This is a genomic window from Oryzomicrobium sp. (assembly GCF_036820405.1).
GTDB lineage: Bacteria > Pseudomonadota > Gammaproteobacteria > Burkholderiales > Rhodocyclaceae > Oryzomicrobium.
In genome coordinates this window covers 180240-206854 of the sequence record NZ_DAISLS010000007.1, presented here as the reverse complement: position 1 = coordinate 206854, position 26615 = coordinate 180240, and the positions used below count along the sequence as shown (strand labels likewise).

Below are 26615 nucleotides of genomic sequence, written 5' to 3'. Positions count from 1 at the left end.
GCCGTCAGGGATGGCGTTGGCCGGCCAAGCATACCCAGCCTTCCCGGCTGTCGGCCAGGGCGGTGGGCAGGTAGGTGGAGTAGAGGGCGCACATTTCCTCGGCCTGTTCCGCCAGGATACCCGAGAGCACCAGCCAGCCGCCGGGACGGACGTGGCCGGCCAGGGCCGGGGCGAGCATCTTGAGCGGATTGGAGAGGATGTTGGCCACCACCACGTCGAACAGGCCGTCCACCGGCGCGGCCGAGTCGTGGAAGCGGCACTGGGCGGCGACCGCGTTGCGCTCGGCGTTGGCGACGGCAGCGTCCACCGCCTGGGGATCGATGTCCACCCCAACCACGCTGGCGGCGCCCAGCCGGGCGGCGGCGATGCCGAGGATGCCCGAGCCGCAGCCGTAGTCGAGGACGGTCTCGCCGCCCTTCAGGTTGGCCTCCAGCCACTCCAGGCACAGCCGGGTGGTGGGGTGGGAGCCGGTGCCGAAGGCCATGCCCGGGTCGAGGATCAGGTTCACCGCGCCCGGGTCCGGCGCCTCGTGCCAGGAGGGCACGATCCACAGCCGGCCGGAAATGGGGATGGGGTCGAACTGGCTCTGGGTGAGCTGCACCCAGTTCTGCTCTTCCACAGTCTCGGTGGTGAAGGGGGGAACGGCGTTGAGGCCGGCCTCCCCGGCGGCCAGCGCCAGGCTGGCGGCCAGGTCGGCGTCGGCGTCGAACAGGGCGACCACCGCCGAGCGTTTCCAGCCCGGCTGGGTGATCATGCCCGGTTCGCCGAACTGGGGTTCCTCGTCGGGGGTGCCGGCGTCGGCATCCTCGATCGAGGCGGTCAGCGCCCCGTGCTCCATCAGGGCGTCGGCCAGCGCTTCGGCGCCGGCCGCATCGGTAATCAGCCGCACCGAAAGCCAGGCCATGACGTCAGTCCTTCTTCTTGATCTCGCCGCGGGCGGCGAGCTTCTCTTCCAGGTAGTGGATGCTGGTGCCGCCTTCGACGAAGCGGGCGTCCTGCATCAATTCCTGGTGTAGCGCGATGTTGGTCTTGATGCCGGTGACGGCCATTTCCGACAGGGCGATGCGCATGCGGCGGATGGCCTGCTCCCGGGTTTCGCCATAGGCGATCACCTTGCCGATCATCGAATCGTAGTGGGGCGGGACGCGGTAGCCGGCATAGACGTGGGAATCCACGCGAATGCCGGGGCCGCCGGGCGGGTGCCAGCCGTCGATGGTGCCGGGGGAGGGCACGAAGTTGAACGGGTCTTCGGCGTTGATGCGGCATTCGATGGCGTGGCCCTTGAGCACGATGTCGCGCTGCTTGACGCGCAGCTTCTCGCCGGCGGCGACGCGGATCTGCTCCTGGACGATGTCGATGCCGGTGATCAGCTCGGTGACCGGGTGTTCCACCTGGACCCGGGTGTTCATCTCGATGAAGTAGAACTCGCCGTTTTCATAGAGGAATTCGAAGGTGCCGGCGCCCCGGTAGCCGATCTTGCGGCAGGCCTCGGCGCAGCGCTCGCCCACCTTGGCAATCAGCCGCGGGGGAATGCCCGGGGCCGGCGCCTCTTCGATCACCTTCTGGTGGCGGCGCTGCATCGAGCAGTCCCGTTCGCCCAGATACACGGCGTTGCCGTGCTGGTCGGCGAGCACCTGGATTTCCACGTGGCGCGGATTCTCCAGGAACTTCTCCATGTACACGGTCGGGTTGCCGAAGGCGGTCTGGGCTTCCTGGCGGGTCATTTGCACGGCGTTAACCAGGGCGGCCTCGGTGTGCACCACGCGCATGCCGCGGCCACCGCCGCCGCCGGCGGCCTTGATGATCACCGGGTAGCCGACGCTGCGGGCGATCTTGACGATCTCCTTGGGGTCTTCCGGCAGGGCGCCGTCGGAACCGGGCACGCAGGGCACGCCGGCGGCCTTCATGGCGTCTTTGGCGGAGACCTTGTCGCCCATCAGGCGGATGGTGTCGGCTTTGGGGCCGATGAAGACGAAGCCCGAGGACTCGACCCGCTCGGCGAAGTCGGCGTTCTCGGAAAGGAAGCCGTAGCCCGGGTGGATGGCCTGGGAGTCGGTGACTTCCGCCGCCGAAATGATGGCGGGGATGTTGAGGTAGCTCTGGGCGGAGGGGGCCGGGCCGATGCACACCGACTCGTCGGCGAGCTTGACGTACTTGGCTTCGCGGTCGGCCTCGGAGTGCACCACCACCGTCTTGATGCCCAGTTCCCGGCAGGCGCGCTGCACACGCAGCGCGATCTCGCCCCGGTTGGCGATGAGGACCTTGTCGAACATGCTGTCCGACTCCTTAGCCGATGACGAACAGCGGCTCGCCGAATTCTACCGGCTGGCCGTTCTCGATCAGGATGGCCTTCACGGTGCCCGAGACTTCTGCCTCGATTTCGTTGAGGAGCTTCATGGCCTCGATGATGCACAGGGTCTCGCCGGCCTTGACCGCCTGGCCCACCTCGACGAAGGCGCTGGCGCCGGGGGAGGGGGAACGATAGAAGGTGCCGACCATGGGGCTCTTGACCACGGTGCCTTCCGGCAGGGCGTCGGCTGCGGGGGCCTCCGGCGCCACAGTGGCGGCCACGGGGGCAGCGGCGGCCGGGGCGGCGGGCATCACATAGGCCTGGGGGGCGGCGGTGGGGGCGGCCAAGTGTTTGGCGATGCGCACCTTCTCTTCGCCTTCGGTCACCTCCAGCTCGGAGATGCCGGACTCTTGCACCAGGTCGATCAGTTTCTTGAGCTTACGCAGATCCATTCTTGATTTCTCCCCAAAAAAAGCGCGCAACGGGGCGCACGGGATGATTTATGCAGGACGTTTTGAACTTGGAAATTTGGTTGGGGCGACAAGATGGCCGCCCCGGAAGGCTGTCCGACGGAGCTCAGGCCGTGTCGCTGGCGGCGACGCGGGCCAGGACGTATTCCAGGGCCAGGGAATAGCCCTCGGCCCCCAGGCCGCAGACGACGCCCACGGCCAGGTCGGAGAAGTAGGAATGCTGCCGGAAAGGTTCCCGGGCATGCACGTTCGACAGATGCACCTCGATGAAGGGGATGCCGACGCCTGCCAGGGCATCGCGCAGGGCGACACTGGTGTGGGTGTACGCCGCCGGATTGATGATGATGAACGCCACGCCTTCGTCCCGGGCCGCGTGGATGCGCTCGATCAGCGCCCCCTCGTGGTTGCTCTGGAACGCCACCAGCTCGACGCCTGCCGCTTCGGCCCGGCGCGCCAGGGCCAGGTTGATGTCGGCCAGGGTGGTGGAACCGTAGATTTGCGGTTCCCGGGTGCCCAGCAGGTTGAGGTTGGGGCCGTGCAAGACCAGTAGCCGCGGCGTGCGCGCCTCGACCGCGGAGGCGCCTTCGTGGGCGGTTTTGGTTTTGCCGGAGGTGGATTTTCGGCGCTGCATGCCGGCAAGTTTGCCGGAAATCGCCGGAGTTTGTCCAGACGGGAATCACGTAGCCCGGGGCGGCGCCTGGGGGGCGAAAACGCCGTCATGGGGCCGTTTTGCGCCTGGCATGGTCGGGGGAGGCCGGCCCCGGGCGGGTTGGCCGGCCATTTGGAGCGCGTTGGCGGTGGCGTGGGGCGCTATGCCTGCTGCAAACCAGTTTGTCCGACGTTCGCCACAGATGGCCGCTTTTACCCCGTGCCGTGGCGCCGGAGTCAGGCGTTGGCGGCGACCAGGGATTCCACCGCCTCGCGGCGGGCCCGTTCCCGCACCCGGCCGTCCCGGCTGCGGAAGGTCACCCGCTCGTCGTCCGGCGGGTAGATCACCAGGTTCACCGGGGCACCGTGCCAATCCAGTTGCAACACCGCTTCGACCCGGTCGTGGCGCGGGGTGACGTGCTCGAAGGGAATGTTGCGGTTGAGCAGGTAGATTTCCACGTCCTTGGCCGAGTCCGGGTAGAGCAGCAGGTCGATCTCGGCGTAGCGCCCGGCGGTGCCGTCGAGCACCGAGCCGGTCAGATAAGGGCTGAAACGCTCGAACTCGCGCATCGCCTCCAGGGCCACCTGGCGCATTCCCTGGAGCCGGTCGCGCTGTTCGTCGCCCTGGTAGAGGGCCTGGTGGGTGCGCAGGGCCGATTCCACCTCGGCGTTGGTGGGCAGCCCCTCGCCGTCGGCGAGGTTGAGCTGGCGGGCGGCCTTGCGCTTGGCCAGTTCGTAGTCGAGGGAGCCGTCCTCGGCGATCAGCCGGGCGGCGGTGGAGGCGATGGTCTGGCGCAGCATTTCGGCCTGGCGCGGGCTGGCCGGGTGCTGGCGGCGGGACGGAGTGGCGGTGTTGCGACGGGGCATGGCGATGGCCTCGGGTAGGGGACGGGCTCGGGTAGAATCCCGTCCAGTCCTCGGGGGCGGCGGCGTGTGGCGCAGCCCCCAGTCCACGCGTCCCATTGTATCCCGCCCCCAACGCATTCCCATTACAACATGCACATCCACATTCTCGGCGTCTGCGGCACCTTCATGGGCGGCATCGCCCAGCTGGCCGCCGCCGCCGGCCACCGGGTCACCGGCTGCGACCTGAACGTCTATCCTCCGATGAGCGACCAGCTGGTCGCCGCCGGCATCGAGCTGGTGTCCGGCTACGGCGAGGAGCAACTGGCCCTGGAACCCGACCTGTTCGTGGTCGGCAACGCCATCTCCCGGGGCAACCCGCTGCTGGAGGCCATTCTCGACAAGGGGTTGCCCTACGTCTCCGGCCCCCAGTGGTTCGCCGAGCACATCCTGCAAGGCCGCTGGGTACTGGCGGTGGCTGGCACCCACGGTAAGACCACCACCTCGTCGATGCTGGCCTGGATTCTCGAAGACTGCGGCTACGCCCCGGGCTTCCTGATCGGTGGGGTGCCGCTCAACTTCGGCGTGTCGGCCCGGCTGGGCGGCTCGCCCTTCTTCGTGGTCGAGGCCGACGAGTACGACACGGCCTTCTGCGACAAGCGCTCCAAGTTCATCCACTACCGGCCCAAGACCGCCATCCTCAACAACCTGGAGTTCGATCACGCCGACATCTTCGCCGATCTGGCGGCGATCGAGACCCAGTTCCACCATCTGGTGCGGACCATGCCGCGCATTGGCCAGATCGTCACCAACCGGGGCGAGGCCAGCCTGGAGCGGGTCCTGGCCCGGGGCTGCTGGTCCGAGCAGGTGGGGTTCAACGACCCGGCGAGCTTCCACGCCCGGGGCGACGACGCCAGCGGCGCCCTGGCGCTCTACGAGGGCGAGCGCCTGGTGGGCGAGACCACCTGGGAGGTGACCGGCGACCACAACCGGGCCAACGCCGTGGCCGCCCTGCTCGCCGCCCGCCACGTCGGCGTGCGCCTGGAGGACGGCCTGGCCGCCCTGTCCCGCTTCAAGAACGTCAAGCGGCGCATGGAAGTGCGCGGCGTGGCCGGCGGGGTGACGGTGGTGGACGACTTCGCCCATCATCCGACCGCCATCGCCACCACCGTGGCCGGCCTGCGCCGCAAGGTGGGGGCGGACACCCGCATCCTGGCGGTGCTGGAGCCCCGCTCCAACACCATGAAACTGGGGGTGATGAAAAACGCCCTGCCCGGCTCCCTGGCCGAGGCCGACCGGGTGTTCTGCTACGCCGCCAACCTGGGCTGGGACGCCGCTGCCGCCCTGGCGCCCCTCGGCGACAAGGCCGTGGTGCGCGACGACCTGGACGCCCTGGTGGCCGAGGTGGCCGCCGCCGCCCGGCCCGGCGACCAGGTGCTGGTGATGAGCAACGGCGGCTTCGGCGGCATCCACGGCAAGCTGCTCGACGCCCTGGCGGCGCGGGGCTGACCCGGCCCCCGGGCGCCGTTCGGCGCTCGGGCTGCCGCCCCTTCCTTTTTCCCCTTCCCGGCCTAATCGTCCGGAGCGCCCGATTCAGGCGCCTTGGGGGGGTCAATAGCTGCGGTAGCTCGGTCCGCGCCGGTTGTCGTATTCCATCTGGCGCAGGGTCGCCTTGTCCCGCTCCAGGCGCTGCTGGGCTTCGCGCTGGCGTTCCTGTTCCAGGGCGAGCACCTGTTGCTGCTGGCGGCGGTTTTCCCGGGCGGCGTTGGCGGCAGCCACTTCCCGGGAATGCAATGCCGCGTCGGCCCGGGCATTGGCGACCTCGTAGCTGTGCTGGGCGTCCCGTTCGGCCTGGGCCTGGAGCTGGGCCTGCTGGCGGGCTTCGGCGGCCTCCTGGAGCAGGCGCGTCTTTTCCAGTTCGGCGGCCAGTTCGAGGGCGCGCCGCTCCTTGGCCTGACGTTCGACCTCGGCCAGGGCGCGGGCTTTTTCGGCCTCCTGCCGGCTCTGGTATTGCCAGCCGCCGACCAGGGCGGCGCCGATCAGCAGGACGGCCACCCAGCCCAGGCGCCGCGATGGCGGGGGCGCAAGCATCGCCGCCGTGGCGGCGGCATTGGCCTTGGACGCCAATTGCTGGTCGTAGCGCTGGCGCGATTCGGGGCGGGACAGCACCTGGAAGGCGTCGTTGATCGCCTTGTAGCGGTTGAGCGCGTCTCCGTCGTCCGCCGTGCCCTGGTTGTGGGGCGCGTGGGGGTGGTACTTCTCGGCCAGGCGCTGGTGGGCGGCGGCGATGGTTTCGGCGGAGGCGGTGGACGAGACTTCGAGCAGGTCGTAGAGGGTCTTGCTCATGATGGCTGGGGCGGTGGCGGTAATGTAAAACGCGTGAATCGGTCAGAAATCCGTCAGGCCGTGACGATGACATAGCCGCGCCCGGCGGGCAAGGTGCCGGAGGGGGGCGGGACGAAGCCCGGGTTCTAAGCTCATCAGCAAACGTTATTTGGCCCCGGGGCGGCCGCTGTCCAGAATGAATTCACCTGTTCCTTCCGGAGATCCGCATGGCTTCCCTGCGCCTGGGCGATACCGCCCCCGACTTCGAGCAAGAGTCCTCCCTGGGCCCGATCCGCTTTCACGAGTGGCTGGGCGACAGCTGGGGCATCCTGTTCTCCCACCCGGCCGATTTCACTCCGGTGTGCACTACCGAGCTGGGCTTCACCGCCAAGCTGGCCGACGAATTCAAGAAGCGCAACGTCAAGGTCATCGCCCTGTCGGTGGACCCGGTGGAGTCCCACAAACGCTGGATCGAGGACATCAACGAGACCCAGAAGACGGTGGTCAATTTCCCGATCATCGCCGACGCCGACCGCAAGGTGTCCGAGTTGTACGACCTGATCCACCCCAACGCCAGCGCCACCGCCACGGTGCGTTCCCTGTTCGTCATCGACCCGCAGAAGAAGGTGCGCCTGACCATCACCTACCCGGCCAGCACCGGGCGCAACTTCAACGAAATCCTGCGGGTGGTGGATTCGCTCCAGCTCACCGAGTACCACAGCGTGGCCACCCCGGCGAACTGGCAGGACGGCGACGACGTGGTGATCGTGCCCTCCATCACCGACCCCGAGGTGCTCAAGGCCAAGTTCCCCAAGGGCTGGAACGCCATCAAGCCCTACCTGCGCCTGACGCCCCAGCCCAACCGCTGATTCAATCGCTGATCGCCGGACGTTTGCGTCCAACGGCAAAAAGCCCGCTTCGTGCGGGCTTTTTGCCGTTCATGGGGTGATTTTTGCTGCGATTGGCGGCGAACGTCGGTCAATCGTTGCGGGGCGGCGGCGCCGTTCACCCGGCCGGATGCAACTGGCGCCAGCCGCCGGGCCGGGGGACCGGTGCGTCCCGATCCCGTCGGGGTGCCCGGGCCAGGCGGTGGCATAGCGCCAGGGCGCCGGCCAGGAGCAGGGCGGCGCCCGTGTTGTGGGCCACCGCCAGGGGCAGGGGCAAGGTCGCCAGCACGTTGGCGACCCCCAGCCCGGCCTGGAGCAGCGTCAGCCCGGCCAGGGCGGCGGCCGCGCCGCGGTGCCCCTGGCGCAGCAAAGCCAAGGCCAGGGCCACGGCGGCGGCCAGCACCGCCAGGGCGCCGGCCCGGTGGGCCAAGTGGATGGCGGTGAGCGCCGCGCCGGGCAGCAGCGCGCCGTCGGCGGTGGCGCCCAGGCTGCGGTCGAGGGTGAAGGCGTGGTGCCAGTCCGCCGCCGGCCAGGCTTGGCCGCCGGTGCAGGCGGGGAAATCGCCGCAGGCCAGGGCCGCGTAGTTGCTGCTCACCCAGCCCCCCAGGGCGATCTGGCCCAGCACCAGCAGCACGAACAGGGCGGCGCCCCGGCGCAATCCCGGGCTGGCCGCCGGCAGCCGCTCCGGCGCCGGCGTCAGGTTCGGGCGCAGTTGCAGGTTGAGGGCCAGCAGGCCGCCCCAGGTGAGCATGCCGCCCAGCAGGTGGGCGGTGACCACCAGGGGCTTGAGCAGCAGGGTCACGGTCCACATACCAAGCAGGGCCTGGAACAGCACCAGCCCGACCAGGGCCGTGGGCAGGGCGCGGCGCAGCGGCCCGCGCTCGGTCCATACCCCGCGCCAGGCGCCCACCGCCAGGGCGGCGATGAGCAGGCCCAGGGTGCCGGCGGCGTAGCGGTGGATCATCTCCTTCCACGCCTTGGCCGCTTCCACAGGCCGGTCGGGGAACAGCCGGGCCGCCTGGGCGTGCTCGTGGGGGGCGTCCGGCACCCCCACCAGATGGCCGTAGCAGCCGGGCCAGTCGGGGCAACCCAGGCCGGCGTCGGACAGGCGCACGTAGGCGCCCAGGGCGACCACCCCCAGTGCGAGCAGGGCGGCGAGCAGGGCGAGGCGGCGGTAAAGAGCGAGGGTCATGATGGACTCGGGCGGGAGGGCAAGAGTGGGCGATGGGGGTGAAAAAAGGCGGGCGCGGACGCCGGCGGATCGGCCGCCTTCCGGCGGGCCGTGGCGGCCGATGTATTAATAAATTTCATGTATTGGCTTGGCTCTAAATACAAGGTCCGCGCCAGTATTGGAGTTTGGCGATGTCCCGATTTGAATACATGAACGAAATTGATATATCGATGCCGCCGCCGCCTCAGGCCGCACCCGGCAGGCCCAGGAAGTGGTCGGCCAGCAGCGCGGCGAACAGGCCGAACAGGTAGATGATCGAGGTGCGGAACACCTTGCGTGCCAGGGCGTCGGAATAGGCCCGCCACAGCTGCCAGGTGCGCGCCAGGAACAGGGCGTCGAGGGCCAGCACCGCCGCCAGGTAGAGGCCGCCGGCCATGCCGATGGCCACCGGCAGCAGGCTCACGCCGCACAGGGCGATCACGTACACCAGGCTCTGGGTGCAGGTGTGGGCCACCCCGTGGGTCACCGGCAGCATGGGCAGGCCGGCGCGGGCGTAGTCGTCGCGCCGGTAGCAGGCCAGGGGCCAGAAGTGGGGCGGGGTCCAGGTGAAGACGATGAGGAACAGGGCCAGGGCCTCGGCCCCCACCTGGCCGGTCACCGCCGCCCAGCCGAGCAGCGGCGGCATGGCTCCGGAGGCGCCGCCGATGACGATGTTCATGGGCGTGGCCGGCTTGAGGATGACCGTGTAGATCACTGCGTAGCCGAGGAAAGTGGCCAGGGTCAGCCACATGGTCAGGTCGTTCACCCACAGGTGCAGCACCGCCAGGCCGGTGCCCCCCACCAGGGTGGCGAGGGTCAGGGTCTCGACGGCGCCGATCTCGCCGCGCACCAGGGGGCGGCCCCGGGTGCGGGCCATGCGCGCGTCGATGTGGCGCTCCACCAGGCAGTTGATGGCCGCCGCCGCCCCGGCCACCAGGGCGATGCCCAGGGAGGCGGCGACGAACACCCCGGCGCCGGGCAGCCCCGGGGTGGCCAGGACCATGCCGATCATGGCGGTGAACACGATCAGGCTGTTCACCCGGGGTTTGCACTGGCGCCAGAAGGCGGCGAGCTTGAGGGCGAGGGGCTGGGGCCGGGCCAGGATGGCGGCGCGGGCGTGGGTGTGGGCAGCCTCCGGACCGGCGGGCGTGGGGGTGGCGGTCAGCATGGTCTCCTCCTTTTCTTGTTCGGGCCGGACGGACGTCCCTAGCCCACCCAGGAATACTTGAGCAGCCGGTCCAGGTCCTGGCGCAGGTCGCCCCAGGGCACGGCGGCCGGATAGGCCAGGATCAGCCGGCCCAAGGGGTCGGCCAGGTAGAAGCGGTAGGCGGCCGGGGGCTGGCCGGCGGTGCCCAGGTCGGGCGGCGTTACGGGCACTTCGCGCAGGGCCACCCGGTCGGCGTTCTTGCCCAGGGTGGCGCGCAACTGGGTCAGGGAGCGGCGGGCCGCCTGGCAGTCGGTGCCGCAGGGCCCCTTGCCCACCAGCAGCACCTGCCAGCGGCCGGCGGTCGGCGCATTGGCGTCGTTGGCCGCCAGGGCCGGCGGCAGGGGCTGGGGCGGCTGGATCAGGACGCCGTGGGGCGAGCCGCCGGGCCGCCAGCCCAGGGCGAACAACCCCCAGCCGAGCACCAGGGGCAGGGCGAACAGGGCGAACACGCCGGCCATCGGCCAGAAGCGGCGGCGGGCGGCCTGGATGGGGGAGTCGGGTGAGGGAGGCGCCGCTGGCGGCGCGGGCTGGGGCCGGGCAGCGGTGCGGCGCAGGGGGATCAGGGTGGCGGTCATGGGCGGCGCCTCAGGTTGAGTCCGACGTAGAGCGCCGCCAGGGTGGCGGCGAAGGCAAACCATTGCCCGGCGTAGGCCCGGTTGCGCGCGGCGCCGTCGTCCGGGGGCAGGGGGGCAAGGGGGAGGGGCTGGAGCTGGGGGGCGGTCCGGGATGCGGGTGCGACAGCGACGCTTTCGCCGCGGGCTTCGCCGCCGCGCCCGGGCGCGGCACCGTCCGGGGCGGTCAGCTGGAGCACCACCGGGAGCACCACCGGCGCCACGTCCACGGCGGGGGCGGCGGGGGCAGTATTGGCGGCCTGGCGGGCGGCGGCGTAGCGTTCCGGGGTGAGGTATTGCCAAACCCCGCGCCAGTGGCCGTTTTCCAGGCCGGGCTCTTCGGGAGCGAGGAGGAACGCGGCTTTCGTCGGGGGCATGGCGGTTCCCCGCGCCAGCACCGGGCCTTGGGGCGCCGGCACCTGGGGGGCATGGCCGCGATCGGCCGGGGCCGGCACCCAGCCCCGGTCCACCAGGATCTGTTGCGGCCGGTCGCCGCCGGCCAGGGTGAGGGGGGTGATGACCCGGTAGCCGGCCTGGCCGTCGTGCACCTGATTGTCCAGCAGCATCTGGTGGGCGGCGTCGTACTCGCCCGCGGCCTCGACCGGCCGGTAGGCCAGGGCCTCGGCGGTGGGCAGGGGGGCGGTGCCGTCCAGGCGCCAGGGGGCGAACTGGCTGCGGGCCGCCAGTTCGGCGCGGCGCGCCTCCTTGGTCTCGGCCCGGCCGAGCTGCCACTGCCCGAGGGCGATCAACAGGGGCAGCAGCAGGGCGGTGGCCAGGGTGGCGGGCCAGCCGGGGCGGAACCGCCAGCGGCGCGGGGCGCTCTGAGAGGGAGAAGGTTCGTGCGCTGCGCCGCCCAGCGGGCCGTCCGCCGGCACCAGGGCGGGGTGGAGCGGACGGCAGAGCGCGCAGGGTTCCGCCGGGGGCTCGGGGAATGGAGCGACCGGATCGATCGAATCGAACGACTCGAATGAAGGGAAGGGAGCGTCGGCCATGGTCTTCAAACTGGTGGTGATCGCGGTGTTGCTGGCCATCGTCGCCAGCCTGTTTTCCGGGCTGGTGTTCCTCTACCGCGACCGGGGCCAGGGCACCCGGGCGGTGCGGGCGCTGACGGTGCGCATCGGCTTGTCCATCATGCTGTTCCTCCTCCTGCTCGTGGCGTTCCGCCTGGGCTGGCTGCCGGCGGTACGCTAGGGTAGGGTTGGGCGTTCGGATTCAGGCGAATTCAGGCAGATTCAGGACCGGGGGCCGGGCTGGATGAAGAAGGCGTAGGACAGGGTCACGTCCCGCACGTCCGGGTCCAGGGCCGGGTCGAGGATGAAGGTCACCACCAGTTCCCGGGTTTCCCCGGGGGCCAGGGTCTGCTGCTGGAAGCAGAAGCAGTCGAGCTTGTTGAAGTACTGGGCGGCGTTGCCCGGCGAGACGCTGGGGATGGCCTGGCCGACGATGCTGCGCTCCGAGCGGTTGTGCACCACGAAGCGGGCCTGGTGGACCTCGCCCGGATGCAGGTCGAGGCGGCCGGTGATCGGCCGCACTTCCCAGGGTAGGCCGGGCATGGCGGTGCCGACGAAATCGAGGGAGACGGTGCGGGCCAGGTCGACCCGGGAGGCGGGGGCGCTGGCTACCAGCGGTGCCGCCGGAGTGTTGGCGGTCTTGCCGTTGATGCCGGTGAGACGGCAGAAGGTGTCGTAGAGCGGCACCAGGGCGAAGCCGAAGGCGAAGGCCCCGGCCACCAGCCAGAGCAGGCGTTTGACCAGCCGGCGGTTGGCCGCGGCAGTGGCGGCCGCAACCACCGGCGGCGCGGGCATCGCGGCGGCAGTTGCGCAAGGCTTGGTGGGCGGCACGGGCGGAGGCATCATCCCGATCTCCTGGGCAGGAAGGTGGGGCGGCGGGGCCGCCCGGGCGATCGCTTCGCAGGGTTTGAAGCCTGCCCGGCCCGTTTAGTTTCGTCGTCCCGCCATGCCCCGAGAATTTTTTCCGCCCGGGCCGGCCATAATCCAGGCCTGGCGCGGGCGGAGCGCGCCGGATATTGAGAGGACGAGAGGAGAAAGAGCGATGCGGCGACGGCCGGAATGGATGAACGGGATGGGCGCCCTGGCGGCGGCGCTGGCCGTGGCGTTGTTGCTGGCCGCCTGCGGCGAACCGGCACCGCCGCCCTTCCGCGCCACCGACATCACCGGCGCCTCGGTGGGGCCGGACTTTCCCCGGCCGCTCACCGACACCCGGGGCCAGCCGCGCCGCTTGGCCGACTACCGGGGCAAGGCGGTGGTGCTGTTCTTCGGCTACACCCATTGCCCGGACGTGTGCCCCACGGCCCTGACCCGCTTCGCCGCGGCGATGCAGGCCCTGGGCGACGAGGCGAAGCGGGTCCAGGTGGTGTTCGTCAGCATCGACCCGGCCCGGGACACTCCGGCCCAGCTGGCCGGCTACGTGCCCTGGTTCAACCCGGATTTCGTCGGCCTGACCGGCAGCGCCGAGGACGTGGCCGCCGCCGCCCAGGCTTTCCGCATCTACGCCGCCCGGCGCGACGTGCCCGGGGGCATGGGCTACGTCATGGACCATTCCGCCGGCGCCTACGTGCTCGATACCGCCGGCCGGCCGCGCCTGTACCTGCGCGACGACGCGCCGGTGGAGGACATCGTCGCCGACCTGCGCCGGCTCCTGGCCGGGGGCTGAGGGGCGCTGTAGGGCCACGCCCCGGGCGCTTCCCGCGCCGCGCCTCCGCCTGTTTTCCGCCCGCGTTCCCGCTCGTTTCCCCATTCCGGCCGGCCCAGGCGGGACGGGCCGTTCCGGTGGTCGCTTCATGCCGCTGGGAACTTGTTCGGTGCCGTCGCACTCCCACGCCTTGAGCTTTGCCGGCAGCTGGTCGGGGTAACGGGGCGTGCTGGATGCCCCCACCCCGCCGCCGCCGGCAAGGCGCCCGCCAGGCCCGATCGCCCGGGCCCTGGCCTCGCCGGGAGCGCGGTCGCAAGTCCGCCCTTCCGCCGTTGAGGAGGGGGTCGATGAAAAAGAACGATGGCTGGAGACAGGCGACGGCGTGCCGGCGGGGCATCCCCCGGACCATGCCGCTGCTGTGCGCGTTCCTCGCCGGGGCGCTGCCGCCGGGCCTGGCCCGGGCGGAATTCGCCCTTAACCTGCAAGCGCCGGCGACGGTCATCGCCCGGCAGATCGTGGATCTGCACACCACCATCCTGTGGATCTGCGGCGTCATCCTGGTGGTGGTCTTCCTGCCCCTGGTCTATGCCCTGATCCGCTTTCGCCGCTCCCGGGGCGCCCAGGCCAGCCAGTTCCACGACAACACGCCCCTGGAGATCGTCTGGACCATCATTCCGGCGGTGATCCTGGTGGCCATGGCCTGGCCGGCCACCGAGACGGTGCTGGCGATGAAGGACACCAGCGCTTCGGACATGACCATCAAGGTCACCGGCCACCAGTGGAAGTGGGAATACGAGTACCTGGCCCGGGACGGCACGCCGGAAAGCGACGAACCGGTGCGCTTCTTCAGCAACCTGGCCACCCCCCGGGAGCAGATCGAGAACCAGGAGGCCAAGGGCGAGCATTACCTGCTCGAAGTGGACAATCCCCTGGTGGTGCCCACGGGCAAGAAGATCCGGCTGGTGCTGACCGCCGCCGACGTGATCCATTCGTGGTGGGTGCCGGCCTTCGGGGTCAAGCAGGACGCCTTTCCCGGCTTCATCCGCGACACCTGGTTCAAGGTGGACGAGCCCGGCGTGTACCGGGGCCAGTGCGCCGAGCTGTGCGGGGTGAACCACGGCTACATGCCGGTGGTGGTGAAGGCCGTGCCGCCGGCGGAGTTCGACGCCTGGCTGGCGAGCCAGAAGCAGCTGCACGCCGCCGCCCGGGCCGCCGCGACCCGCACCTATGCCCTGGCCGACCTGAAGGCCCAGGGCGAGAAGGTGTACGCCACCAACTGCGCTGCCTGCCACCAGCCCACCGGCAAGGGCATCCCCGGCGCTTTCCCGGCCCTGGACGGCTCCAAGGTGGCCACCGGCCCGGTGGAAGGGCACCTGGACGTAGTGCTGCACGGCCGCCCGGGCACCGCCATGCAGGCCTTCGGCAAGCAGCTGTCCGACCTGGAGATCGCGGCGGTGCTGACCTACGAGCGCAATTCCTGGAGCAACCGGGCCGGGGCCGCGGTCCAGCCTACCGACGTGGCGGCTGCCCGGGCCAAGGATGCAGCCGGCGGCGCCGGCATGGCCCAGGCTCCGGCAGGCAAATGAACTAGCCGAGCGCATCGGCCCAGACGAGGAGGCCCCATGGACGCCCACTCCGCCAATCCTGCCATTCCCGTGCCCGGGCAACCGCCCCGGGACTACGCCGAGGAGCACCACGGCGCGCCTCCCGGCGGGTTGCGCCGCTGGCTGACCTCCACCAACCACAAGGACATCGGCACCCTGTACCTGTGGTTCTCCTTCGCCATGTTCCTCTTCGCCGGGGCCCTGGCCATGCTGATCCGGGCCGAGCTGGCGCGGCCGGGCATCCAGCTGGTGGAGCCGGCGGTGTTCAACCAGCTCACCGCCCTGCACGGGCTGATCATGATCTTCGGCGCGATCATGCCGGCCTTCGTCGGCTTCGCGAACTGGATGGTGCCCTTGCAGATCGGCGCGCCGGACATGGCCTTTCCGCGCATGAACAACTGGAGCTTCTGGCTGCTGCCGGCGGCGGGCACCCTGCTCATTTCGTCCTTCTTCGTCCCCGGCGGGGCGGCGGCGGCGGGGTGGACCATGTACCCGCCCCTCTACCTCCAGGGCGGCATCTCCTACGACATGACCATTCTGGCGATCCACATCCTGGGCCTGTCGTCGATCATGGGGGCGATCAACATCATCGTCACCATCCTCAACATGCGGGCGCCGGGCATGACGCCGATGAAGATGCCCCTGTTCGTGTGGACCTGGCTGATCACCGCCTTCCTGCTGGTGGCGGTGATGCCGGTGCTGGCCTGCGCCATCACCATGCTGCTCACCGACCGGCACTTCGGCACCCACTTCTTCTCGGCGGCCGGCGGCGGCGACCCGGTGCTGTTCCAGCACGTGTTCTGGTTCTTCGGCCACCCGGAGGTGTACATCATGATCCTGCCGGCGTTCGGTATCGTTTCCACCATCTTGCCGACCTTCGCCCGCAAGCCCCTGTTCGGCTACACCTCGATGGTCTGGGCGGTGGCCTCGATCGCCTTCCTGTCGTTCCTGGTATGGGCGCACCACATGTTCACCACCGGCATGCCGGCCGCCGGCCAGCTGTTCTTCATGTACACCACCATGCTGATCGCCATCCCCACCGGGGTGAAGGTGTTCAACTGGGTGGCGACCCTGTGGAAGGGCTCCTTGACCTTCGAGACGCCGATGCTGTTCGCCATCGCCTTCATCTGCCTGTTCACCATCGGTGGCTTCTCCGGCCTGGTGCTGGCCCTGGTGCCGGTGGACATCCAGTTGCAGGACACCTACTACGTGGTGGCCCACTTCCACTACGTACTGTTTTCCGGGGCGGCCATGAGCATCATGGCCGGGGTGTATTACTGGCTGCCGAAATGGACCGGCCACATGTACGACGAAACCCTGGGCAAGACCCACTTCTGGCTCACCGCCATCGCCTTCAACGTCACCTTCTTCCCCATGCACTTCCTCGGCCTGGCCGGGATGCCGCGGCGCATCCCCGACTACGCCCTGCAATTCGCCGAGTTCAACCTGATCGCCAGCATCGGCGCCTTCGTCCTCGGTGCGGCCCAGCTGCTCTTCCTCTACAACGTGGTCCGCTGCATCCGCGGCGGCAAGCCGGCCGGGGCCAAGCCCTGGGAGGGGGCCGACACCCTGGAGTGGACCCTGTCCTCGCCGCCGCCCTACCACTCCTTCACCACCCCGCCGACGGTCCGCTAGCCGCCATCGCCCCCACCGCCATCGTTACACGCGCCGTCCCCGGAGGTCCGCCATGTCCCTGCCCTCCCAGCCCGGAAACCTCGCCGCCCACGCCGCCCCCGGCGGCTACTACACGCCGCCGCCGTCCTGGTGGCCCCTGGTCGGCTCGGTGGCCCTGCTTACCCTGGCCTCGGGCTTCATCCTGCTGCTCGCCAAGGTGGGCGCCGGCCCCTGGGTGATGGCCCTGGGCTTCGCCATCCTGGTGTTCATGCTGTTCGGCTGGTTCGGCAACGTCATCCGCGAGAGCCTGGCTGGGCGCTACAACCCCCAGGTGGATCGCTCGTTCCGCTGGGGCATGGTGTGGTTCATCTTTTCCGAGGTGATGTTCTTCGGCGGCTTTTTCGGCGCGCTCTTCTACGTACGCGAGTTCGCCATCCCCTGGCTGGCCCATACCCCCCTGCTGTGGCCCGGCTACGAGGGCGCCTGGCCTACCGAGGGGCCGGGGCTGAAGGACGCCTTCACCCCCATGGCGGCCTGGGGCCTGCCGGCGATCAACACCCTGATCCTGCTCAGTTCCGGCGCCACCGTGACCTGGGCCCACTGGGGGCTGAAGAGCGGCCGGCGCGGCCAGCTCGCCCTGGGGCTGTTGCTGACGGTGCTGCTCGGCGCCCTGTTCCTCACCTTCCAGGCCTACGAGTACCACGAGGCCACCTTTTCGCTGAAGACCGGCATCTACGGCGCCACTTTCTTCATGCTTACCGGCTTCCACGGCCTGCACGTGACCCTGGGGGCGGTGATGCTGACGGTGATCCTGCTGCGCGTGCAGGCCGGCCATTTCACCCCGGACCACCACTTCGCTTTCGAGGCGGTGTCCTGGTACTGGCACTTCGTGGACGTGGTCTGGCTGCTGCTGTTCGTCTTCGTCTACTGGCTGTGAGGGTGACAGAACGGCCCTGCTCCGGCGAGGTCCAATTCAATGTAGTGAAGCAGTGAATTTGTGGTGCTTGGCAGTCGTTGCAAGGGGGCTCAGGGAGTGGTTTGCACTATGCGTCTTGCCTGAAAGGAGGTACGCCATGAGTCCGATGATGTTCCCGAAGATGCTGTCGTCCCATGGCGAGGGCTGGGACTGGCTGATGAAGGTCCACCCCTCGGTCACCAAGATGTTCTGGATGTACGTGGTGCCCATGTCCCTGGTGCCGCCGGCAATGATGCTCTACGCCTGGTCGGCCTACCACGAGACGGTGAACCTGCCGACGATCGGGCGGCAGATGATGATGGGCATTGCCGTGCTGTTCTACGTCACCGAGCTGGTGGCGGTGCCGGTGATGGCCCGCATCATCCAGCAACTGGGCGATGTGATCGACGCCCGGCCGTCCTACCAGGACGCCTTCACCCTGGCGGCGGTGGCGCCCACCCCCCTGTGGATCGCGCCGGTGGCCTTCTTCGCACCCAGCCTGCTGTTCAACGTGGCGGTGGCCATCCTCGCCCTGTTCGCGGTGGGCGTGCTCATCTACCAAGGCGTCAACCGGGTGTTCCACATGGGTGACGACGACGGCCATGCCCTGCTGCTGTGGGGCTCGGTGCTGGCTGCCGGCCTGTGCGCCTGGGTGGTGATGATGTTGCTCACCTTCGTCGCCCTGGGCTGGGCGGTGGGCTGATCCTGCAACCGGGGCCTTGCCCGCGTGCAGGCCCCATAAACACAACGGCCGGAGCGCACACGCATCCGGCCGTTGTGTTTATGGGGCGGCGGAAAGGTCAGGCCGCCAGTACCCCGCGCAGGGACTTGAGGGCCTTGGCCTCGATCTGGCGGATGCGTTCGGCGGAAACGCCGAATTCGGCCGCCAGGTCGTGCAGGGTGGCGCCGCCGTCCTCGGCCAGCCAGCGGGCCTCGATGATGCGGCGGCTGCGCGCATCCAGGGTGGCCAGGGCGCCGCGCAGGCCCTCGTTGTGCAGGCGCTCCTCTTCCCGGGCTTCCAGCACCCGGGTCGGCTCCAGGCGCGAGTCGGCCAGGGTGGCGATGGGGGCCAGGCGGCCTTCCTCGTCGTCCGGGTTGCCTTCCAGGGCCAGGTCGTGGCCGCTCAGGCGAGTTTCCATCTCCACCACTTCCTCGGGCTTGACGCCCAGGGTGGCGGCCACTTCGTTGGCCTGCTCCGGCGTCAGCGCTTCGCTGCCCGGCTTCATGCTGCGCAGGTTGAAGAACAGCTTGCGCTGGGCCTTGGTGGTGGCCACCTTGACCAGGCGCCAGTTCTTCACGATGTATTCGTGAATCTCGGCCTTGATCCAGTGGATGGCGAACGACACCAAGCGCACGCCCCGGTCCGGGTCGAAGCGCTTCACGGCCTTCATCAGGCCGATGTTGCCTTCCTGGATCAGGTCGGCGTGGGGCAGGCCGTAGCCCAGGTAGCCCCGGGCGATGGCGATCACCACCCGCAGGTGCGACAGCACCAACTGGCGGGCGGCACTCAGATCATCGTCGTCGCGGAAGCGGCGAGCCAAGGCCTTCTCTTCCTCGTCGGAAAGCAGCGGAAAGCGTTGGGCGGTCTGGATGTAGGCGTCCAAATTGCCCACCGCCACCGGTAGATGCATCAGCGAAGCGGTCTGGGTCATGGAGGTCCTCCAAAAGGGTCAATCTGATTTTAGCACTCGTTGCCTTTGAGTGCTAAAGGGGGGGTGAGTTCTGGGGAATCGCAGCTGGTGGCACCTGGTTAGGCCGCGCGGAACTGAGCCGGGAAGAGCATTCAAGATTGGCGTTTGGCATAAAACATGCTGCTTGGAAGAACTCGCCTTCCAAGGACTTCCCATGATCGTCCAGAGCGCCTTTGGCGCCGCCTCGCTGTATGCCGCCTCCGGTACGCCGGCCGTGCAGCGGCAAGTCTTGGCAACCACCGATCCGGGCACGGCAAAATCTGCCGAACCGGTGTCCATTTCGGCAGCCGCCCGGGAGCGGCTGGCTGGTGAGCAGCGGGCGGCCGCATCGGCCCCGTCCCCGACCGTGGCTTTCGATACCAACCAGGGAACCGTTAACCTGGACGTCGAGTCGTACCTGACCGGAAAGTCCTGGTCCGGCACGGGGGAGATTCCCCCGCTGCTGATGCCGACCCAGCGGAACATCGACGCCCTGGGGCAGTACGTTTCGAGCAACATGCCGGGGCTGCTGGCCGCCCACGGCATTCCCTATGCGCCTGCCCAGATCGGCTTCGATTCCCAGGGGCAGGTCCAGTTTCCTAGCGACTACCCCTACGGCGCCCAGTTGAAGGAGGCGTTGCAACAGTCGCCGGCCATGGAGCGGGCCCTGGGTTGGAGCCAGGGCTTGTCGGAAAGCAAGGCGGCGCTGGATGAGGCCGTCGGCTTCCAGGCCGAATACCGGGGCGCGGCGTCGCCGCAGGAATTGCAGGCGGTGATCGCCAAGTACGGCAGCCTGCTGTCGGGCAACCGGACGTCGGCCCAGGTGGTCCTGAATTTCAACTCCGCCGGGCAGTTGAACATCACGGTCAATGGCGCGCCCCAGCGCACGTGAGCCAGGGGCGGCGGCGTGGCGGGGGCCGACGAACGTGCGCCGTCCCGGCCCGGGCGGGGGGTGTGGCGGCTGTGCAGCGAGTTGCAACAGTCGGTAAATCCAGGGGCGGCGGGTCGGCGCGGCAGCTGGTTCCGGCGTTAAATGCTCATGGATCGACGCTTTCCAACATTGCACAACAAGGAACCGCCATGCGCACCAAGCTGCTACTCGTTGCCCTCGCCACCGCCGCCGCCCTGTCCGGCTGCGTCGTCGCCCCCGTTGGCCGGCCGTATTACGGCCCGGCCTATTCCGAACCGGTGATGGTGGCTCCGCCGCCGCCCCAGGTTGAAGTCGTGGGCCCGCCCCCCGTGGTTGGCCAGATCTGGATCGGCGGCTTCTGGAACTGGACCGGCCACCGGCACGAATGGGTGCCCGGCCACTGGGAGAACCCCCGTCCCGGCTATACCTGGGTGCCCCACCGCTGGGAGCAAGCCGGCAACGGCTGGCGACATACCGGCGGCCACTGGGAAGAAGACCGGGGCCGGGGCGAGCGCGAGCGCCGCGACTGGCGCTGAACCAACCACCCGCTCAGTCAGGGCCGGCAGCGTGATGCTTCACGCTGCCGGCCCTTTTCCTTTGTGCCGCTCCGACGACTGTGCGGGGTGCTGCCGTCCGCCGCTGGACGCATTGCCGGAGTGGCTGGGAGCGTGTTCGACAGCCCCGCTGCGGCGGTATGAGAGCAGTGGCGATTCCCTTAATCGAAACGTGTTGCATATCAGAAAACAGGTGCTAATATATCAGCAGGCTGAACTGACATATCAGGGCGGCTTCCCTAAAAAACAGAGGAGACAAACATGGTTGCTGGTATCAAGGCCCGTCATGGCGTGCTGTTCGGAGCGATGGCCGTTGCCCTGTTGTGTACGGGGCCGGCCCGGGCGGCCGACCCGGACAAGTTCAAGATCGGCGGGGTGGTGTCCCTGTCCGGCACCTACGGAATCTTCGGCGAGGACATGCGCAAGGGCGTCGAGATCGCCATCGAGCAGCGCGGCGGCAAGGTCCTCGGCAAGCCGATCCAGGTGATTTGGGAAGACGACGAGACCAAGCCCCAGCCGGCGGTGCAGAAGACCACCCGGTTGATCTCCGAAGGGGTGCAGATGATCTTCGGCGCGGTCAGCTCCGCCTCCAGCATCGCCATCATGAACATCGCCAAGCAGCGCAAGATTCCCCACCTGGTGACCATGTCCGCCGACGACAAGATCACCGTGCCCAACGGCTCCCGCTACACCTTCCGCACCTCCAACACCCTGGGCATGGAGCAGCGCATGGCCCTCAGCTTCACCAAGGAACAGAAGCTCAAGCGGGTCTACGGCGTCACCGCCGACTACCAGGCCACCCGCGACAGCTGGGAGTGGTACCGCCGCGAGGCGGAGAAGGCCGGCGTCGAGATCGTCGGCGCCGACTTCGCCCCCCTGGGCAACCGGGATTACTCCTCCATCGTGGACAAGATCGCCCGCTCCAACGCCGACGGCGTGGCCCTGTTCATGACCGGCTCCGACGCCGTGACCATGGTCAAGCAGGCTGGCCAGGTGGACCTGGGCAAGACGCGCAAGATCTTCGGCCCGGTGATCGCCGATGAAACCATGGCGGCGGGGGTGGGCCCCGCTTCCATCGGCGTCTATTCCGGGGTGCGCTACCACTTCACCGTGGATAACCCGGCCAACCGCAAGTTCGTCGAAGCCTTCCGCAAGAAGTACAACGAACTGCCCTCCAGCGCCGCCGGCGAAGCCTACGACGGCATGGCCTGGTGGCTCGACACGGTCGAGCAGACCGGCTCCTGGGACAAGGAGAAATGGGTCGCGGCCTTCGAGAACAGCGTGCGCGAGAACTCGGTGGAAGGGCGCAAGTCCATGCGCGCCTGCGACCACCAGGCGATGCAGGATGGCCTGTGGGGCGTGGTCGAGAAGGGCGCACCGCCGGCGCCGGCCTACACCATGAAGATCGTCAAGGTGTTCCCGCCCAACCAGGTCTTCGACGCCTGCCAGCCCTGAGCGCCGGCCCCGTCCGCCCCTGGGCGGCGCGTTGGGCCTAGCGCCTGACCGTCGTCCCCAGGGGCCGGGTTTCCTGCCGGTGCCGCGCGCACCGGCCGACTGACCGATGGAGGGAGTCCCCCGGAGGCGGCCTGGCCGCCCTCCCGGGCGGCGCTCATCCCTACGATCCCTCCGCCGCGGAGATACCTCATGTCTACCCTCATCATCGGGCTCAGCCTGGGGATGCTGCTGTTCCTGCTCGCCTCGGGGCTGACCCTCATCTTCGGCATGCTGGGCGTGATCAACTTCGCCCACGGCGCCCTGTACATGCTCGGTGCCTACATCGCCTTCGACATCGGCCGCCACACCGGCTCCTTCGTCGCCGGGCTGATCGGCGCCACCGTGCTGGTGGCCGCCGCCGGCGCCCTGATCGAGCGCCTGGCCCTGCGCCCGCTCTACAACCGACCCCACTTCTACCAACTGATCCTGACCTTCGGCGTGATCCTGGTGATCAGTGAGCTGGTCAAGATCGTCTGGGGCCTGGGCTACCAGGAATCGACCATGCCCGAGGCCCTGGCCGGCACCGTGGAGCTGTTCGGCAGCACCATCCCGGTCTACCGCCTGTTCGTCATCGGCTTCGGCGCCCTGGTTTCCGGCGGCCTGTTCCTGCTCATCGAGAAAAGCACCTTCGGCATGCTGGTGCGCGCCGCCAGCAGCGACGGCGAAATGGTGCGCCTGCTCGGCCTGCCCGTGTCGTCGGTGCGCATGGCTGTGTTCGCCCTCGGTTCGGGGCTGGCCGGCCTGGCCGGGGCCATCGCCGCGCCGCTCTTTCCCATTGAGCTGGGCATGGCCACCAACACCATCATCGACTGCTTCATCGTCGTCATCCTCGGGGGCCTGGGCAACATCCGCGGTGCCGTGGCGGCCTCGCTGCTGATCGGCCTGGTGCGCGCCCTCGGCTACGCCTACATGCCGAGCTGGGTGGACATCCTGACCTTCGCCCTGCTCATCGCGACCCTGCTCACCCGGCCCCAGGGCCTCTTCTTCCGCGCAACGAGGTCCGCATGAACGTCTCCCGTTTCGACCTGTGGCTCGGCCTGCCCCTGGCGGCCGTTGCCCTGCTGCTGCCTTTCACCGGCCCAAGCGACTTCCTGCTCAACCTGGCGACTCTGGTGATGATCTGGGCGATCTTCGCCATCGGCTTCGACTTCGTCTTCGGCCTGCTCGGCATGGTTTCCTTCGGCCACGCCAGCTTCCTCGGCCTGGGCGGCTACGCCCTGGCCCTGGCCACCCAGCTGTGGGGCCTGCCCTTCAGCGCCGGCCTGGGCCTGGCCATCGTCGCCGGCGCCCTGTGCGCCTGGCTGTTCAGCTTCTTCGCCCTGCGCGTCTCGGGCATCTTCTTTGCCCTGGTCACCCTGGCCCTGTCGCAACTGCTCTACATCCTGGCCGACTCCAAGCTGCGCGCATGGACCGGCGGCGCCGACGGCCTGCCCGGGGTGGAGCGGCCCGGCCTGGGCGGCATCGATTTCTTCGATTCGACCCACTTCTACTGGTACGTGGTGGCGGTGTTCGCCCTGGTCATGGCGGCGGTGGCGGTGCTGCGCCGCTCACCCTTTGGCCGGGTCATCGCTGGCATCCGCCAGAACGAGACCCGGGCCGAGCAGCTGGGCTTCGACGTGCACCGCTACAAGCAGATCACCTTCATCGTCTCCGGGGCCATCAGCGGCCTGGCCGGGGCGCTGCTGGCCTCCCTGCTGATGTACGTGAATCCCCAGATGCTGCATTGGACCACCTCCGGCGACGTCATCATCATGACCCTGCTCGGCGGCGCCGGCACCCTGTGGGGGCCGGTGGTGGGGGTGCTCGCCTTCGAGGTGCTCAAGGAGTGGTTGAGCGGCTGGACCCAATACTGGTACGGCTTGCTCGGCCTGGTCTTCATCCTCGCCACCCTGTTCTTCCCCAAGGGCATCGTCGGCGAATTGCAGGAGCGCTTCGGGCAATGGCAGGACAAGGCCGCCCGGCGCGACGGGAGGTCCTCATGAGCGACATCGCCCTGAAATGCGACGGCGTGACGGTGAGCTACGGCGCCCTCAAGGCCATCGACGGCGTCAGCCATTCGTTCGAGCAGGGCCGCATCTACGGCCTGATCGGCCCCAACGGGGCGGGCAAGACCACCCTGCTCAACGTCCTGGCCGGGCGGCAGATGCGCCATAGCGGCAGCATCCACTGCTTCGGCGCTGACATCACCCGCACCCCACCCCACGAGCGCGCCCACCTGGGCATCGGCCGCAGCTTCCAGATCACCAAGATCTTTGCCGAGATGACGGTGCTGGACAACCTGCGCATCGCCGCCCAGATCAAGCACTCGCGCTTCCAGCCGTTCTGGATCGCGCCGCGCTACGAGCGGCGCCTGGCCGGCGACATCGACGCCATGCTCGAACTGACCGGCCTCACCGCCCGCCGCGACGACATCGCCGGGACCCTCTCCTACGGCCTGCAACGGGCCCTGGAGCTGGGCATCACCCTGATGCCGGACCCGCGCATCCTGCTCCTCGACGAGCCCCTGGCCGGCGTCGGCCAGCACGAGATCGAAAGCTCGACGCGCCTGATCAAGGCCGTATCGGCCGGGCGCACCGTGCTGCTGATCGAACACAACATGGACGCCATCATGTCGCTCTCCGAAGAGATCGTGGTGATGAGCAACGGCCGGGTGATCGCCGTCGGCGCCCCGGAACAGATCCGCAACGACGCCACCGTGCGCTCGGTTTATCTCGGGGAGGATGCATCGTGATCGCGCTCGAACACGCCAGCGTCAAGTACGGCCACGCCCTGGCCCTGGAAGACATTTCGATCGAGGTCGGGCTGCACGAGATCGTCGCCATCGTCGGCCGCAACGGCGCCGGCAAATCCACCACCCTCAAGACCCTGGTCGGCCTGCTGCCGTTGGTGGCGGGGCGGCGGGTGTTCGGCGAGCGCGACATCTCGCGCCTCTCGGTTGAGCAGATCGCCCGCCTGGGCATCGCCCTGGTGCCCGATACCCGGCGCATCTTCCCCAACCTGTCGGTGCGCGAAAACCTGCGCATCGGCGCCGTCGCCCACCAGCCCGGCTACTGGACCGAGGAGCGGGTGCTGGAAATCTTCCCCCGCCTGGGCGAGCGCATCGACTTCGGCGGCGACCAGCTGTCCGGCGGCGAACAGCAGATGCTGGCGATTGCCCGGGCCCTGCTCGGCAACCCGCGCATCCTGCTCCTCGACGAACCCACCGAGGGTCTGGCGCCCCTGATCGTGGACCAGCTGGTGGAGGTGTTCGCCCACGTCCACCGCCAGGGCACCGGCATCGTCCTGGTCGAGCAGAACCTCAAGGTGCCGATGAAGCTGGCCCACCGCCAGTACGTGCTCGACCACGGCCAGGTGGTCTGGTCGGGCACCTCGGCCGAACTGCAACAACAGCGGCAACTCGTGGAAAACCTCATCACTACCGGAGCGGCACAATGAGCAAGCAGAACCTCTACATCGTCGGCGTCGGCATCACCCATTTCGCCAAGCACCCGGACAAGACCGTCAAGGACCTGGTGCGCGAGGCGGTCGAGGGCGCCCTCCAGGACGCCGGCTGCGGCCGCGAGCTGATCCAGGCCGCCTACTTCGCCACCGCCGGCCAGGGGGTCATCGAAGGCCAGCACATGGTGGCCGGCGAAGTGGCGCTCAAGGCCATGGGCATCACCGGCATCCCGGTGACCAACGTCGAGAACGCCTGCGCCAGCTCCAGCACCGCCCTCAACGCCGCCCAGCTGTACGTGGCCGCCGGCGAAGGCGACATCTGCCTGGCGGTGGGCGTGGACAAGCTGTTCTCGCCGGACAAGGAAAAGAGCTTCAGCGTCTTCGACGGCGCCTTCGACGTGAACAACAGGGACGGCCAGCTGGCCCTGCTGCACGGCCTGGCGCCGACGGTGACGCTGCCGGCGGGCATCAAGGAAGCGGAGCAGCGCAGCATCTTCATGGACATCTACGCCAGCCTGGCGCGGCTGCACATGGAGCGCTTCGGCACCACCCAGCGGCAGATCGCCGCAGTGGCCGCCAAGAACCACGTCCATTCCACCCGCAACCCCCTGGCCCAGTTCCAGTACCCCCTGACCATCGACGAGGTGCTGGCGGCGCGCACCATCGCCTGGCCCCTCACCCTGCCCATGTGCGCCCCCATCGGCGACGGGGCGGCGGCGGCCATCGTCTGCAACGAGGACGGCCTGCGCAAGTTGCAGCGCAGCCGCGCCGTGCGCCTCATGGCCAGCGTGCTGCGCACCGCCACCGAGCGGCCCGCCGACCAGTACGAACGCCACCTCTGCCACCTGGCTGCCTTCGAGGCCTACGAGCGGGCCGGGGTCGGCCCCGAGGACATGTCCCTGGCCGAGGTGCACGACGCCACCGCCTTCGCCGAGATCCAGCAGACCGAAGCCCTGGGCTTCTGCCCCTTCGGCGAGGGCGGGCCGATGGCCGAATCCGGCGCCACCAGCCTGGGCGGGCGCATCCCCATCAACGTCTCCGGCGGCCTGCTCTCCCGCGGCCATCCGATCGGCGCCACCGGCCTGGCCCAGGTGTACGAGATGGTCACCCAGCTGCGCGGCGAGGCCGGCGCCCGCCAGGTGGACAAGGCCCGCTTCGCCATCGCCGAGAACGGCGGCGGCTTCAACGGCGTCGAGGAAGCCGTCACCTGCATCACCATCCTGGGCCGCTGAT

General features: G+C 69.1%; 28 protein-coding genes. 16 read left to right on the top strand and 12 right to left on the bottom strand.

The features are described 5' to 3' along the window. Positions 1 to 4 precede the first annotated feature (4 nt). The 5 genes from prmA to V7Z98_RS08500 all read right to left on the bottom strand — a co-directional run bounded on the left by prmA (position 5) and on the right by V7Z98_RS08500 (position 4275). Complete coding sequence (gene prmA / locus V7Z98_RS08520; protein ID WP_293264103.1) at positions 5 to 904, bottom strand: 50S ribosomal protein L11 methyltransferase; 900 nt, start codon at positions 902 to 904, stop codon at positions 5 to 7. A gap of 4 nt (positions 905 to 908) precedes the next feature. Continuing rightward, positions 909 to 2273 carry an acetyl-CoA carboxylase biotin carboxylase subunit gene (gene accC / locus V7Z98_RS08515; RefSeq protein WP_293264101.1) on the bottom strand — a complete coding sequence of 455 codons (1365 nt, stop codon included), beginning with the start codon at positions 2271 to 2273 and terminating at the stop codon, positions 909 to 911. A gap of 13 nt (positions 2274 to 2286) precedes the next feature. Beyond that, a complete protein-coding gene (gene accB / locus V7Z98_RS08510; RefSeq protein WP_334157662.1) occupies positions 2287 to 2742 on the bottom strand; it encodes an acetyl-CoA carboxylase biotin carboxyl carrier protein in 456 nt (151 codons plus the stop codon). A 124-nt stretch (positions 2743 to 2866) separates the two neighbouring features. Further along, on the bottom strand, positions 2867 to 3391 hold the full coding sequence (aroQ, locus tag V7Z98_RS08505) for a type II 3-dehydroquinate dehydratase (protein ID WP_334157661.1): 525 nt from the start codon (positions 3389 to 3391) through the stop codon (positions 2867 to 2869). Between the two features lie 254 nt (positions 3392 to 3645). Further along, positions 3646 to 4275 (bottom strand): hypothetical protein, encoded by a 630-nt coding sequence (locus tag V7Z98_RS08500; protein WP_293264097.1) that lies wholly within the window; start codon positions 4273 to 4275, stop codon positions 3646 to 3648. A 129-nt stretch (positions 4276 to 4404) separates the two neighbouring features. Here V7Z98_RS08500 and mpl point away from each other — a divergent pair, with 129 nt between their 5' ends. Then, positions 4405 to 5760: a UDP-N-acetylmuramate:L-alanyl-gamma-D-glutamyl-meso-diaminopimelate ligase gene (gene mpl / locus V7Z98_RS08495; RefSeq protein ID WP_334157660.1), complete on the top strand. Its 1356-nt coding sequence runs from the start codon at positions 4405 to 4407 to the stop codon at positions 5758 to 5760. 102 nt (positions 5761 to 5862) lie between these two features. Here mpl and V7Z98_RS08490 read toward each other — a convergent pair whose 3' ends face one another. After that, on the bottom strand, positions 5863 to 6597 hold the full coding sequence (locus V7Z98_RS08490; protein WP_334157659.1) for a DnaJ domain-containing protein: 735 nt from the start codon (positions 6595 to 6597) through the stop codon (positions 5863 to 5865). 206 nt (positions 6598 to 6803) lie between these two features. Here V7Z98_RS08490 and V7Z98_RS08485 point away from each other — a divergent pair, with 206 nt between their 5' ends. Then, positions 6804 to 7445, top strand: a complete 642-nt coding sequence (locus V7Z98_RS08485) for a peroxiredoxin (protein ID WP_293264093.1) — start codon at positions 6804 to 6806, stop codon at positions 7443 to 7445. Between the two features lie 136 nt (positions 7446 to 7581). On the opposite strand, the gene V7Z98_RS08480 is transcribed toward V7Z98_RS08485, so the two are convergent. The 4 genes from V7Z98_RS08480 to V7Z98_RS08465 all read right to left on the bottom strand — a co-directional run bounded on the left by V7Z98_RS08480 (position 7582) and on the right by V7Z98_RS08465 (position 11483). Beyond that, on the bottom strand, positions 7582 to 8655 hold the full coding sequence (locus V7Z98_RS08480; RefSeq protein ID WP_334157658.1) for a COX15/CtaA family protein: 1074 nt from the start codon (positions 8653 to 8655) through the stop codon (positions 7582 to 7584). A 223-nt stretch (positions 8656 to 8878) separates the two neighbouring features. Beyond that, a complete protein-coding gene (locus V7Z98_RS08475) occupies positions 8879 to 9841 on the bottom strand; it encodes a heme o synthase (protein ID WP_334157657.1) in 963 nt (320 codons plus the stop codon). Positions 9842 to 9879: 38 nt separating this feature from the next. Next, the gene (locus tag V7Z98_RS08470) at positions 9880 to 10455 is read right to left on the bottom strand and encodes a hypothetical protein (RefSeq protein WP_334157656.1); all 576 of its coding nucleotides are present in this window, start codon (positions 10453 to 10455) and stop codon (positions 9880 to 9882) included. Next, complete coding sequence (locus V7Z98_RS08465; RefSeq protein WP_334157655.1) at positions 10452 to 11483, bottom strand: SURF1 family protein; 1032 nt, start codon at positions 11481 to 11483, stop codon at positions 10452 to 10454. The genes V7Z98_RS08470 and V7Z98_RS08465 overlap by 4 nt, the downstream gene beginning before the upstream one ends. On the opposite strand from V7Z98_RS08465, the gene V7Z98_RS08460 reads away from it, so the two are divergent. Then, positions 11482 to 11682 (top strand): twin transmembrane helix small protein, encoded by a 201-nt coding sequence (locus V7Z98_RS08460; RefSeq protein ID WP_293264083.1) that lies wholly within the window; start codon positions 11482 to 11484, stop codon positions 11680 to 11682. The genes V7Z98_RS08465 and V7Z98_RS08460 overlap by 2 nt on opposite strands. 41 nt (positions 11683 to 11723) lie before the next feature. Here V7Z98_RS08460 and V7Z98_RS08455 read toward each other — a convergent pair whose 3' ends face one another. After that, entirely contained in the window at positions 11724 to 12347 is a 624-nt protein-coding gene (locus V7Z98_RS08455) for a cytochrome c oxidase assembly protein (protein WP_293264081.1), read from the bottom strand. 196 nt (positions 12348 to 12543) lie between these two features. Between V7Z98_RS08455 and V7Z98_RS08450 the strand changes: the two genes are divergently transcribed. The 5 genes from V7Z98_RS08450 (at position 12544) to V7Z98_RS08430 (ending at position 18019) form a co-directional block, all read left to right on the top strand. After that, positions 12544 to 13164 (top strand): SCO family protein, encoded by a 621-nt coding sequence (locus tag V7Z98_RS08450; RefSeq protein ID WP_334157654.1) that lies wholly within the window; start codon positions 12544 to 12546, stop codon positions 13162 to 13164. Between the two features lie 326 nt (positions 13165 to 13490). Next, positions 13491 to 14729, top strand: a complete 1239-nt coding sequence (coxB, locus tag V7Z98_RS08445) for a cytochrome c oxidase subunit II (RefSeq protein WP_334157653.1) — start codon at positions 13491 to 13493, stop codon at positions 14727 to 14729. 36 nt (positions 14730 to 14765) lie between these two features. Continuing rightward, positions 14766 to 16382, top strand: coding sequence for a cytochrome c oxidase subunit I (gene ctaD / locus V7Z98_RS08440; protein ID WP_293264075.1), 1617 nt, complete (start codon positions 14766 to 14768; stop codon positions 16380 to 16382). A 52-nt stretch (positions 16383 to 16434) separates the two neighbouring features. Then, the gene (locus V7Z98_RS08435; RefSeq protein WP_334157652.1) at positions 16435 to 17298 is read left to right on the top strand and encodes a cytochrome c oxidase subunit 3; all 864 of its coding nucleotides are present in this window, start codon (positions 16435 to 16437) and stop codon (positions 17296 to 17298) included. Positions 17299 to 17434: 136 nt separating this feature from the next. Beyond that, entirely contained in the window at positions 17435 to 18019 is a 585-nt protein-coding gene (locus V7Z98_RS08430; RefSeq protein ID WP_293264071.1) for a Yip1 family protein, read from the top strand. Positions 18020 to 18116: 97 nt separating this feature from the next. Here V7Z98_RS08430 and rpoH read toward each other — a convergent pair whose 3' ends face one another. Then, positions 18117 to 18968: an RNA polymerase sigma factor RpoH gene (rpoH, locus tag V7Z98_RS08425; RefSeq protein WP_293264069.1), complete on the bottom strand. Its 852-nt coding sequence runs from the start codon at positions 18966 to 18968 to the stop codon at positions 18117 to 18119. 193 nt (positions 18969 to 19161) lie between these two features. Between rpoH and V7Z98_RS08420 the strand changes: the two genes are divergently transcribed. The 8 genes from V7Z98_RS08420 to V7Z98_RS08385 all read left to right on the top strand — a co-directional run bounded on the left by V7Z98_RS08420 (position 19162) and on the right by V7Z98_RS08385 (position 26614). Then, on the top strand, positions 19162 to 19878 hold the full coding sequence (locus V7Z98_RS08420) for a hypothetical protein (RefSeq protein WP_334157651.1): 717 nt from the start codon (positions 19162 to 19164) through the stop codon (positions 19876 to 19878). A gap of 188 nt (positions 19879 to 20066) precedes the next feature. Beyond that, entirely contained in the window at positions 20067 to 20432 is a 366-nt protein-coding gene (locus tag V7Z98_RS08415; protein WP_293264065.1) for a hypothetical protein, read from the top strand. Between the two features lie 279 nt (positions 20433 to 20711). Beyond that, complete coding sequence (locus V7Z98_RS08410) at positions 20712 to 21905, top strand: ABC transporter substrate-binding protein (RefSeq protein ID WP_334157650.1); 1194 nt, start codon at positions 20712 to 20714, stop codon at positions 21903 to 21905. Between the two features lie 189 nt (positions 21906 to 22094). Beyond that, positions 22095 to 22952 (top strand): branched-chain amino acid ABC transporter permease, encoded by an 858-nt coding sequence (locus V7Z98_RS08405; protein ID WP_293264061.1) that lies wholly within the window; start codon positions 22095 to 22097, stop codon positions 22950 to 22952. Then, positions 22949 to 23926: a branched-chain amino acid ABC transporter permease gene (locus V7Z98_RS08400; RefSeq protein ID WP_293264059.1), complete on the top strand. Its 978-nt coding sequence runs from the start codon at positions 22949 to 22951 to the stop codon at positions 23924 to 23926. Before V7Z98_RS08405 ends, V7Z98_RS08400 begins: the two co-directional genes overlap by 4 nt. Further along, a complete protein-coding gene (locus tag V7Z98_RS08395) occupies positions 23923 to 24675 on the top strand; it encodes an ABC transporter ATP-binding protein (protein ID WP_293264057.1) in 753 nt (250 codons plus the stop codon). The genes V7Z98_RS08400 and V7Z98_RS08395 overlap by 4 nt, the downstream gene beginning before the upstream one ends. Further along, positions 24672 to 25379: an ABC transporter ATP-binding protein gene (locus V7Z98_RS08390; protein ID WP_334157649.1), complete on the top strand. Its 708-nt coding sequence runs from the start codon at positions 24672 to 24674 to the stop codon at positions 25377 to 25379. Before V7Z98_RS08395 ends, V7Z98_RS08390 begins: the two co-directional genes overlap by 4 nt. After that, positions 25376 to 26614 (top strand): thiolase family protein, encoded by a 1239-nt coding sequence (locus V7Z98_RS08385; protein WP_334157648.1) that lies wholly within the window; start codon positions 25376 to 25378, stop codon positions 26612 to 26614. Before V7Z98_RS08390 ends, V7Z98_RS08385 begins: the two co-directional genes overlap by 4 nt. The last annotated feature ends 1 nt before the right edge of the window (position 26615 follow it).